A 12,712-nucleotide genomic window follows, 5' to 3' on the forward strand; every position below is an offset into this window, starting at 1 on the left:
CATACAAGTTTTTAAGCAAGAAAAGTTCTTGTTTTTTAGATTATTTAACCTAAATAGGTGTGTAAAATACAAAAAAACAATAGCACACATTATATAATAGCGTAAATTCAACACTTATCGCTCCATAAGTTTAGCAAAAAAAATCCGATAGGCGCACAAGCACTTAGTTAATCTTAGTTAACGCAGAGATATTTTTCAACAAAAATAGCATTATTTATTTAAAGTATTGTTATCTTTGCACCCAAAATAACTAACGAAAGTATCCTAACAACAAAATTTGATTCAATCGAAATGAAACTGAGCCTATACCAAAATCCGGTAAAGAGTGGTATTTTCTGCCTACATAAGCACGATTTACGGGCTTTATTTGTAGGTCAAAATTCGTTTAAGATGGCAAATAACTGTTAAAAGGAGAAATCTACACATCAGATACATCGAAACTTCTAAACAACAAAATAACAAAAATATGAGCAACCGCTTTATCAATCAATCGCGTCATGCGATGCTCGGTATATGCGCTACATTAGCCATCTCAGGCTTCTATGCATGTACTGACTCTTACGACCTCGACGACAAGGGCAACATCCCGACGAATTTGGGTAAGAGTATCTATGAAGAGCTGGAAAATCCAAGTGAAGCCAGTAGTCTTCATGGTACATTCAAAACCTATCTTCGCCTGATTGATGACCTTGGATACAAGGAGGTCATGTCAAAAACAGGTTCAAAGACTGTGTTTGCAGCTAACGACTCTGCATTCAACGAGTTCTTCAAGAACAACAAATGGAACGCCAAGTCGTATGAAGACTTGACAGAGTCCATGAAGAAACAACTGTTCTACACTTCTATCCTTGACAATGCCATCCTGACGGAAATGCTTTCCAATGTGGAAAGTTCCAACAGTTCTGTTACCCGAGGCATTGCCATGAAACACCAGACCTCTGCCAACGCTACCGACACCATCCATCATGTATGGGCTTCTGAGTTGCCAGTCAACAACTCTTATTGGACTCCATATATAAAAGGTGGAATCGACGTAGTAATGGACAACACCCGTCCTATGATGGTTCATTTTACCCAGGAGCAGATGCTCAACAATGGTATCAACAGCGAAGACTTTGCTGCCATCACAGGAAGACCATACGAGTCGGGTGGTACCTTTATCTTCAAGAACAAGATTATAGCTAAGGACGTAACCTGTCAGAACGGTTATGTAAACCAGACTGACGGTGTCATCGTACCTCCGGGCAACATGGCACAGATAATCAGAGAAGGCAAGGACACCAAGTGGTTCAGCCGCATGCTCGACCGTTTCTGTGCTCCATACTATGATGCCCAGACCACATTAAACTATAATGACAATGCCCTCCTCAATGGCAAGCCAATGATTGACTCCATTTTCCAGTGGCGCTATTTCAGCGAGCGTTCTCAGGGAGCAGTTGCTCTTCAGAGAGATCCAAAGCAGGTGGCATTGGCACAGGATATGCTTCTCAACTTCGACCCGGGATGGAACCAGTATTACAGCACATACGGCACGATGCTCGCCGATATGGGTGCGATGTTCGTTCCTGATGATGAAGCAGTAGAAGACTATTTCCTCAATCCATCCAATGGTGGTTACAACATTCTTGGACTTTATGCCAAGAAGCCTCTCACCAAGGAGAATTTCGGCGAGAACTTAGACAGTATTCCTGCTAACATCATCCGCTCATTCGTCAACAATATGATGAACGCATCCTTCGTACAGTCAGTACCAAGCAAGTTCGGTACCATCATGGACGAGGCGAGTGACCCAATCGGACTCACCTTGAAAGATGTCATCAAGAAAGAGAATGCCTACGATGTACGTATCGCCAACAATGGTGCCATCTACATGCTCAACCGAGTGATTCCACCTATTTCATATAATATCGTATCTACACCGGCATTGCTCCGCAAGGCAAGAGACTTAGGTGTGATCAACTGGGCTATCCAGGACAAGGATATGCTGAAGGTAAACTACTACGCCTACCTGCGTGCCAGCGCAGCCAACTATGCCATGTTCCTGCCAAGCAATAGAGCTTTCGACATGTATTATGTAGATCCAGTATCATTAGGTAAGAACTACAAGGATGGTCCTCGTGTACTCCACTTCTATTATAAAGATGTGCATAAGGACAAGAATATCTCTGTATCTGCATTCAAATACAATCCAGCTACAGGTTCTATCAGTTCAGACTCAACAATCGTTCAGTTGGGCGCAGTTACCGACCGCTTGATTGATATTCTGAACTATCATACCGTATCACTTTCTCAGTCCGTTTCCAAGGACAACATAGGCGTAACCAACAAATACTACAAGACCAAGCATGGCGGTGAGATTGCCATCCACGGAGGTCACGTCGGCGGAAACGTAGTAAGCGGTGGACAGATCAATGGTATTGCAGGCAGTACCTACAGCTATCCTGTTTCAGAAATCAAGGAAGCTACCAGCTACAGCAATGGTAAGGCATTTGTCATCGACCACCTCATCCAGGCACCTCAGACCAGTGTATATGGCTGTCTCAACGACAACAGCCAGTTCTCTAAATTCCTGGATTTGTGTACACCTGCCAATCTGAGCAATCTGCTGACCAGCATCGGTATGGATAAAGACGAGCAGAAGCAGTTTACCGTATTCAGCGATGTCTTTGCCAGCAATACAACAGAAAACAAGAAGTACGACTGTCTCGACCAGAACGTCAACTTCTACAACACATACAACTACACGCTGTATGCACCAGACAACAAAGCCATGGACTTGGCATTCCATAACGGTCTCCCAACCTGGGAGCAGGTAAAGGAAGTGATGGACAATGCTTCAGCAAATGACGAGAATGCCAAGGCTAAGGCACTGAAGATGGCTGAAGCTATCCGAAACTTCATCCGCTATCACTTCCAGGACTTCGCACTCTATGCCGACAACACCATCGACTACGGAGATGCACAGGAAGTAGGAAACGGCAACAGATCATACATGACCTCCTGCACCATCGGTTCTGCCTACAAACGACTCAAAGTCAAAGGTGGCAGCGGCAAGTTGTATGTAACTGACGAAGGCGGTGACGACGACGACCCAGTCATCATCAATGCAAATGGCGACAAGTTGGTCAACTTCATGGCTCGTGACTACATCTTCAAGAGTGGTGCTATAGAAACATCCTCATTCACAGCCATCCATGAGATTTCAAAGCCTCTCTACTTCAGCAGGAGCAAACGTTACGACGACGGTTTCGCCAGCAATACCCCTGAAGCCAACCAGGCACGTCTGAAGAATCTCAAGAACCTATACTATGCACAGAAGCATGGAATCAAGTTCTACAAATAATTTCACAACCAAGCTTATAACACAATGAACAATATAAGAACATACATAACCGTAGGTGCCTTATGCAGCGCTATGACAATCTCTGCTCAAGACCACCGTATTTCAGGTACCGTATCTGATGAGTTCGGTCCTGTCATCGGCTGTAATGTGATAGAGAAAGATGCCAACAACCGTAACGTGAACGCTACGATTACCGATGTGAATGGTAACTTCCAGTTAGCTATCAAGAACCCGAAGAACAAGTTAGTTGTCAGCTACGTAGGATACAAGACCTTTTCACAGGTCATCGGTTCGCAGACCAATTTCCAGGTACAGCTCAAGGACGCCAACGAGTTGGGAACAGTCACCGTAACTGCCAAGCAGCGTTTCCGCGGTGATGGTTTGAGCATCCCAAAGGACGAGGTATCTGTTGCTACCCAGACCATGAACATGGAAATCGTGGATGGTCTTGCCTTCACCAGTGCCGATGAGGCATTGCAGGGACAGATTGCCGGTCTTGACATCGTAGCCAACTCTGGTAACCTCGGTGCCGGTACTACCATGCGTATGCGTGGTGTAACCACCATCAACGGTTCCTCAGAACCTCTGATCGTTGTCAACGGCAACATCATGGACGTGCCTGATGCCAAGGATACAGACTGGTCAACCGCAACAGAGGAGACCTACAGCTCTTTGCTTTCCATCAACGTGAACGATATCGAGAGCATCGACATCATGAAGGATGCCGCTGCTACCGCTATCTGGGGTGCCCGTGGTGCCAATGGTGTCATCAGCATCAAGACCAAGCGCGGTAAGCGCGGTAAGATCCGCATCGACTACAACTTCTCACTCCAGGGCAACTGGCAGCCTAAGGGTTACAACCTCCTCTCGGGTGACGAATATACCATGTTGATGAAGGAGGAACTCTACAACCCTACACAGAATCCTTCTGCTACCACCAACATCAATGAGTTGAATTACAACAAGAGTTGGGCTGAGTACAACAACTGGAATGACAATACAGACTGGGTGAAAGCAGTAACCCAGACCGGCTGGAACCAGAGCCACGGTCTCACCATCTCGGGTGGTGGTGAAAAGGCTGTATTCCGTATCTCTGCCAACTATGACCATCAGACCGGTACCATCATCAAGCAGGTATTGAACCGTTTCTCTACCCGTTTGAACCTGGAATACTACGTGAGTGACAAACTGAAGTTCACCACCGAGTTCCCATTGACATATACCAAGAACCAGAAGAGCTATGCCAACATTTTGGGTAAGGCCCTCTCCATGGCTCCTAACATGAGTATCTACCGTGAGGATGGTAACGGCATCGACACCAACGAGTACTACATCATGCTGCCTTCAGCAGAAAAAGACGAATATGGTTCATCCGTCAGCGGAACCTCTTCTCTCCAGTTGAAGTCGGTACGCGATATCGGTAACCCTGTGGCTATCGCCAACTTGGCATGGAACAACGAGAGTACCTACCGTATCACTCCAGACTTCCGTATCAACTACTATTTCTTAGGCAATGACGACCATAAGACCCGTCTCGACTACGAGGGTCAGGTTTATCTGGATATCTTCTCCAAGAGCAACCCTACCTATTGCCCAGGTTCGTTGAGTACAAACGGTTGGAAAGACAATAGCTACAACCTCTATACAATGGATGACTACAACTCATTCCAGTTCCAGACCCGCCACCAGCTGATTTTCACTCCTAAGTTCAAGAATGAAGATATTGCCTGGATGATGTTGGGCCGTTGGGAGTTGACTTCCGGTACCAGCTATGGTCAGAACGTAAGTGAGCGCAAATTGCCATTGGGCGCACAGTCTCCTACCCTTCCTGCCGAAATCTCCAACATGTCAACCAGCAATGGTGAGTGGCGCAGCATGGCAGGCGTATTCTCTACACACTTGTCTTACAAGGGTCGTTACAATGCCGACTTTACAGTACGTGCCGACGGTACTACCCGTTTCGGCGACAATAACAAGTGGGGTTACTTCCCAGGTATGTCAGTCCGCTGGAACATCAGCGACGAGCCTTGGATGAAATGGTCTCGCAAGGTGCTCTCTATGTTGGCATTCCGCCCATCATGGGGTGTGAACGGTAGAACTCCAAGCAGCGAGTATCTGCAGTATGCGAAATATGCAGCCGGCAGCCAGTATGGTAACGGCAATACCCTGCTTCCTTCTACCCGTGTAGATGGTTTGCAGCTCAGTGACCTGAAATGGGAGAAGACCACCTCATGGAACTTAGGTGCCAATTTAGGACTCTTCGACGACATGATTGAGGCAGACTTCAACTACTATTACAAGAAGACCAAGGACTTGCTGAACCCAGGTGTTGCCATTTCTTCTCAGACCGGTTATACCACTTTGGCATGGAAGAACATCGGTTCTATGGAGAACAAGGGTTGGGAATTCAACATTACTGCCAAGAAGTTCATCAAGGCAGGTAAGTTCTCAATGGATGCCAGCTTCAACATAGCCCAGAACTTCAACAAGATCACAGAGATGGATCAGACCGTACTCGATGGTATCAACGAGGACTGGTCTGCAGATAGCCGCGGTAAATACTTCAAGCGTATCCAGGTGGGTAATGCCTTAGGTTCTATCTTCGGTTTGCGCCACAAGGGCGTATATCAGTACTCCTATGACTATCTGGAGAACTTACGTCGCCAGGGTTATGTCATGGATGGCAACGAGAAGATCATCATCAGAGACAACAACGACCTCGTGGATTACCTCAACAACCGCTTCCTGCCAGCCGGCAAGACAGCTCCTATCGCCCTGAACAGAGATGGCAAGGTGATTACAGGTGCTGACGGCAAGCCTTTGCGCATGACCTACAACTCCAAGGATGGCGGTGAGACCTACAAGTTTGACGGTGGTGATGTGATTTACGAAGATGTCAACCACGACGGTACCATCAATTCATTGGATATGGTTTATTTAGGCAACTCAAATCCTAAGTTCTCTGGAGGTTTCGGTTTCACCTTCCGTTATGGCAACTGGTCATTGCGTACCAACTTCGTTTACCGTACCGGTTTCAAGGTAGTAAACTTTGCACGAATGGGAGTAGAAAAGATGTATGACACCACCAACCAGAGTACAGCCGTAAACTGGCGCTGGCGCAAGAACGGTGACGTAACAGAAATTCCACGCGCACTCTACAACTATGGTTACAACTGGCTCGGTAGCGACCGCTACGTGGAGGATGCCTCATTCCTGCGTTTCAGCTACGTCAGTCTGAGCTATGATGTTCCAAAGAAGTTCCTCAAGAGCGTAGGTCTGAATACCTTGCGATTCGACCTGAGCGGTCAGAACATCTTCGTTTGGAGCAAATATAGCGGTACAGACCCAGAGCATGCAAACAACGGTTGGAACTTTGCTTCAGACAGTTCACAGACACCACGAAGCAAATCGTTCACCCTCCGCATGAGAATCGGAATTTAATCCAACACAAAAACAGAGACTAACAATGAAAAATAAAATAAACAATATCGTCAAGAGTTTAGCCGTAGCAACCTTAGGTATGCTGTCGCTTAGCTCATGCAATGACTTCCTGACCATCTATCCTACCGACAAGACCATCGGCGAGAACTTCTGGCAGACCAAAGATGATGTCACACAGGTGGTAACTGGTGCTTACACCGCCATGATTAATGGAGGAATCATAGAAAGAATGATTATGTGGGGTGACTACCGCTCAGACGAGTTGAAGAAACATCCTTCACTGAAAAACACTACATTGGATGATATTTCCAAAGGAGATTTATACCCAAGTAGCGGTTACAACTCATGGGCATGCTTCTATAATGTCATCAATACCTGTAACATCGTATTGGCTCATGCCCCAGAGGTGATGGAGAAAGACCCTGAGTTCACCGAGGGTGACTACCAGACAGCCCGTGCCCAGATGTTAGGTTTGCGTGCCCTCTGCCACTTCTATCTGGTTCGTGCTTTCCGTGATGTTCCTTACGTGACAAAGGCATACGAAAATACAGACGACATGAAGTTGGACGGCCAGCTGGCACCAGATTCTACCCTCCAGCTCTGTATCGAAGACCTGAAAGAAGCAGAGAAGGGCTGCTACAATTACGGTATCTTCGGAGAGGACGACTGGCGAACAACCGGTTTCCTCAGCAAGGATGCCATCAATGCCATTCTCGCTGACGTATATCTCTGGAGAGCTTCTCTCTGGAGCGGTACAGATGCTGCCAAAAGCAAGGAGTATTACCAGGCATGTATTGACCATGCTGACAAGGTAATCACCTCCCACTTAAACTATTTCGAGGCTAACATCAAGGGTACCAGCCAGGAGTCAGTTTACCGCAACAGCAGACAGCAGTACTACTTATATAAAGGTCTGTGGGCTGACTACTATAACTTCGTAAAAGGTAACTCCTCTGAAAGCGTCCTCGAACTTCAGTTTGACGGAGAGAAGAACTCAAACACCATGCTGTGCAAGAGTTACTTCAAGTGGGAGAAGCAGGAGTCTGGCTACGGTATGATGGTAGGTACATCTACAGTAGGTGGTGCCATCGGCGACAATCCATCTCCAGCAACCAAGAGTGCTTCTACCGCAAATTACTTCCAGTCTGAAAACGACTACCGCTTCTACAACAGCAGCTATGGTGTGAATGATGACAACTACTCTTCTTATGAGGTGAAGAAGATGGTGAACAAAGAAAATGCCATTTACGACATTCCTACCCGAAAGAAAGGTAGTATCTATATCCAACCACTCCGTGACTTCGACAGGTTCGACCAGAACTGGATCATCTACCGCATCACAGACGTCATGCTGATGAAGGCAGAGGCTCAGATTCAATTAGCAGGTACAGAAACCAACAAACTGAAGAATCCATTTGCCCTGATCCAGGCTGTGAACCAGCGTTCTATCAGTACGACGGCACTCAAGGACACCTTGGTTTATCAAGACAACTACAACAAGGCAGACAAGATGGAAATGCTCTGCCTCCAGGAAAGAGGACGCGAGCTCTGCTATGAAGGTAAGCGCTGGTTTGACCTGGTGCGCTACTGTTACCGCCACATGACAGGTGTAGATCCTACCAAGACACTCTACGAGATAGACCCTAACGGCAGTAATCTGCCAAGTATTGCCAACAAGAGCAACACATTCAAGGACATCCTCGCTACCAAGTATAGCACAAACCTATACAAGTTTAAAAACGAGGGACATCTCTACTGGCCAATCCTGAACAACGAGACCAAGACCAACAAGCTGATTCACCAGAATCCTGTTTGGGTAGAGACACAAAGTTCTGAGAGAACAGAAGAATAACATTCAAGAAATTCATAATTAAGTATAGCTTTATGACAAAGTTCATTCATAAGATAGGTGGCATGGTAGCAGGTGTAGCATTCGGTGCACTCGCCTTCACTTCATGCTCCGAGCAAATAGATGAAAGCAACCTCTATACTTTCACCGGTGAAACCATCACCGACTACTTGCGAAGCGATTCCACTCTGTCGGATTTCGCAAAGATAACAGAGTATGCAGGTTTGGCAGACCGCCTGTCAGCATACGGAACCTATACCTGCTTCGCTCCAACCAACGAGGCGGTAAAAGAATATATCCAAGAATTGTGGGAAGATAAAAAGTCTGCAAATCACAATGGACTCTATACAGGTGATGTAAGTAATGAAAACACGTTGGATCGCCTTTGGAAGTCCGAGAAACGTGACTCACTCTGCAAAGATATCGTAGAGGCACACCTTACGGGTCTGAAGAAGACAAGCAATGATCTGCTGGCAGGTTCAGACATCACCATGATGGGCGGTAACACTCACTCACCAAAGCGTGTAGGCGACGACATCACCATCGATGGAACCACCAAGATCATCAACAAAGACCACGAGGTGGAAAACGGTGTGGTTCATACCATCGACAAACTGTTCTACCGCTCTACCAATTATATTATAGACGAAATGGAGAACATGGGAATCTATAGTATCTGGTGCGATGCCTTGAAGCAGACAGGTCTGGATGAGGTGATGAAGGAGCATATCCGTACCAATGGTATCAACTGGTTTACCATCGATCCGGAAACCAAATATCCATTTGCTGAGTATCCTACAAGCTGCAAGGTGGGATTCACCGTCTTTGCAGAGACCGACAAGGTACTCCAGAATAAAGGTATTACCAACTGGAAAGAGCTGGCAGCCAAAGCTAACGAGTGGTACAAGGATTGCGCTTCCTGGTACAGCTACTTGGAAGATCATCCGGAAATCAAGATCAGCACAGGTACCGACTATACCAATCAGTGGAATACATTGAACATGTTCCTCCGCTATCATATCCTGAAATATTCACTTTCTATGGACAAGTTGGTTTACTCTTACAACGAGTTGGAATATGCAGATGTATATGAATATGTACGTACCTTATTGCCATACACCATGTTCAAACTGACAGGTGTAAAGGAAAACGGTGCCGTCAGTTCAATCTGGATCAACCGCGTATTGAACAATCCTACATTGACCAGCACACCGGGTGCCAACTCCAAGGATGCATATCGAGCAGCAAATACGGTTAAAGACGGTGATTATGGTATTCAAGTAGCTGGCGGTTCAGCACTCTCCCGCCAGGCTTCCAATGGCTGGATTCACCCTATCAATGACATTCTCTGCTACGAGAAAAAAGTACCAAACGAAGTACTCAACGAGCGTATGCGTTTCGAGTTCATGTCATTGTTTGATGAAAGTATGACCAATCAGATCAGAGGTTATTCATATCAGGAGCTTTCTTCAAGATACGGTCGCAACGACCGCAAGATTGGTGCCATCCGCATCCCTGAGGGATTCTTTGAGAACATGGTCATCTACAACGGTGAGTCATCCCGTGTATATTATCTGACCAAGGACGAAGCAAAGACCGGTAACAACAATTATATCAAAGACTGGGATTGCTGGTTGGACTATCAGGGCGACGAGTTGTTCGTAAGAGGAGCCTACGACTTTGCCATCAAGTTACCACCAGTTCCAAAAGACGGTACCTACGAATTGCGCTTCGGCTATGTAATCACCGGACACCGTACGATGGTACAGTTCTCTTTGGGCCATTCTTCAGACCGTTCCAAGATGACGACCTGCGATATTCCACTCGACCAGCGAGAGGGCATCACGTCAACCACCATCGGCTGGACAGACCCAGACAAGGATGGCGACTTAGGTGCAGCGACCGACAAGTCAATGCATAACCGTGGATGGATGAGAGGCCCTAACTACTTCAGTAATTACAAGAAGGGAGCTGAGGGTACTGCCCGTACGAACATCAGCCGTCAGCCACATATTCGCCGTGTCGTAACCAAGCAGTTCTTCAAACAAGGTGAGGACAACTGGTTCCGCTGCAAGACAGCCATGCCAGAGAATACAGAAGCTGAGTTTGAGCTTGACTACATCGAGATTGTTCCTGCAAGCGTGTATAACCACCCTACTCTGACAGAGGATGTATTCTAATCAGGTGAATGTATTCTAACAAGAAAACAAACATAGAAATACAAAAGATATGAAAGTAAAATATATAATAATGACAGCAGTAGCAGCTTTGGGTTTCCAAAGCTGCACCGACTGGGATGACCATTATGACGTAACTACTGATGGCTCCGGCGTATCAGACCAGACACTGTGGGAGCAGATCAGCAACAATCCGAAGCTCAGCAATTTTGCTGCACTGATGGAAAAGGTAGGTTACGACAAGGCTTTGTCCAATAACCAGAGCTACACCGTATGGGCACCAGCCAACGACGCTTTCGACTTCGAAAAATACAATGCCATGAGCGACAGCTTGCTGAAGGCAGAATTCCTCAACAACCATATCGCCCGCGGTTATCACAGAGCTACCGGTGAGATCAGTGAGCGTGTCCACCTGCTCAACAAGAAGGTGATGTCATTCCAAGGCAATGGAAGCTATACATTGGGCAATATCGCCATCGACAGTACCAACATGTTGGCCAAGAACGGTATCATGCATCTGATGAGCAAATACATGGACTTCCGTCCTAACTTCTATGAAGAGTTCCTGCGCAATGAGAACACGACCAGTCTTGCCCAGCTCTACAAGAGTGCCATGAAGCGTGAAATCGACAAGGAGAACAGTATCGAGGGCCCTATCAAGGATGGAGCAATGACCTATCTTGATACCGTATATGTAGAGAGCAACAAGATGTTCAACTACCTGAACTCCAAACTGACCACAGAGGACAGTACCTATACCATGATTGTTCCTACAGACAAGGCATGGAAAGCGGCTTATGATAAAGTAAAGTCTTATTATAAGTATCCGAAATCCATCAAGCCTTTCACCGTGAAGAACAACGATAAAACAGGCGAATTGGAATACACTCAGGCTGGTGCCATAACCTTAGATGCAGATAGTTTGACAGAATTATATACCACAACATCTATCCTGAGACCACTGATTTACAGTCATACCATCAATCCTGCTTTCCAGAAGGGTGATATTCCTACAGGAGCAACAGACTCTATCAAGAGCACAACAGGCGACGTAATCTGCAACACCCTGAACTACCGTAGCGAAAACAGCCGTTTGGTTTACGATGCCAAGGACATGTTTGTGAATGCAGAGAAGAAAGTGATGAGCAACGGTAACGCATGGCTCACAGACTCGCTCCGCGTAAAACCTTGGGACAGCTGGTGCCCTATCATTCACCTGAGAGCACAGAACGGTAATTTCCAGGCAGCAGTGGATAAAGTATCCATCAACCAGAACGTAGCAGTAAGCAGCGACAACAGAAACAAGAATGTAGAAGGCTCCATGCACGCCAACCAATATTATGAGGTAACATCCAACCTGGGTGCAGTGCCAGAGGTTTACTTCTATATGCCAGAAATGTGGTACACTCCATACGCTGTATATCTGACAATGGTTCCTGCCAACATCACCAATGAAGAAGCAGAGGTAACCTCACAGAAGCTCCAGGTACGTTCATTCCAGAACGATGCTGCAGGTGGAACACTCACCAGATTTGCCCCTGTACCTCTGAAGAAGGACTTCAACGTTTCTTCCAACTTCGCATCAGTTGTATTCGACTATGGTACGAACGAGAAATCCAAGATTGTGAGCAAATTCATGGGTGTATTCAATCCATCATTCTGCTACCGCAACCTGAGCAACTTCACAGACCCTGTGGCATATCCGGTATTCAACATACGTAGTGGAGACCGTGCGGTCAAGAACCAGAGTGCAGTACTGCGCATCGCAGGCATCACATTAGTTCCTATGGAAGCCGTGAAGTACTATCAGGCTCAGAAAGCATTGAACGGAGAAAGTGGTGAAGAATATAAAGATGAAATGCCGGAAATCTTCTGGGATCTCAATTCATACACCTATTAATA

The 12,712-nt window shown here is 46.4% G+C and carries 5 protein-coding genes; all 5 read left to right on the forward strand.

All coding sequences use genetic code 11. The features are described from left to right. Nucleotides 1-466: 466 nt before the first annotated feature. From EXN75_RS05100 to EXN75_RS05120, 5 genes are read left to right on the forward strand one after another with little or no spacing between them, the layout of a single operon-like run. A complete protein-coding gene (locus EXN75_RS05100) occupies nt 467-3,343 on the forward strand; it encodes a hypothetical protein (protein WP_134842996.1) in 2,877 nt (958 codons plus the stop codon). A 24-nt stretch (nt 3,344-3,367) separates the two neighbouring features. Continuing rightward, complete coding sequence (locus EXN75_RS05105) at nt 3,368-6,784, forward strand: SusC/RagA family TonB-linked outer membrane protein (protein WP_134842997.1); 3,417 nt, start codon at nt 3,368-3,370, stop codon at nt 6,782-6,784. 25 nt (nt 6,785-6,809) lie between these two features. Next, on the forward strand, nt 6,810-8,636 hold the full coding sequence (locus tag EXN75_RS05110; RefSeq protein ID WP_134842998.1) for a RagB/SusD family nutrient uptake outer membrane protein: 1,827 nt from the start codon (nt 6,810-6,812) through the stop codon (nt 8,634-8,636). A gap of 32 nt (nt 8,637-8,668) precedes the next feature. Continuing rightward, a complete protein-coding gene (locus EXN75_RS05115) occupies nt 8,669-10,813 on the forward strand; it encodes a fasciclin domain-containing protein (RefSeq protein ID WP_134842999.1) in 2,145 nt (714 codons plus the stop codon). A gap of 49 nt (nt 10,814-10,862) precedes the next feature. Then, nucleotides 10,863-12,710, forward strand: a complete 1,848-nt coding sequence (locus tag EXN75_RS05120) for a fasciclin domain-containing protein (protein ID WP_134843000.1) — start codon at nt 10,863-10,865, stop codon at nt 12,708-12,710. The last annotated feature ends 2 nt before the right edge of the window (nt 12,711-12,712 follow it).

It is taken from the genome of Segatella hominis (assembly GCF_004535825.1).
Classification (GTDB): Bacteria; Bacteroidota; Bacteroidia; order Bacteroidales; family Bacteroidaceae; genus Prevotella; species Prevotella hominis.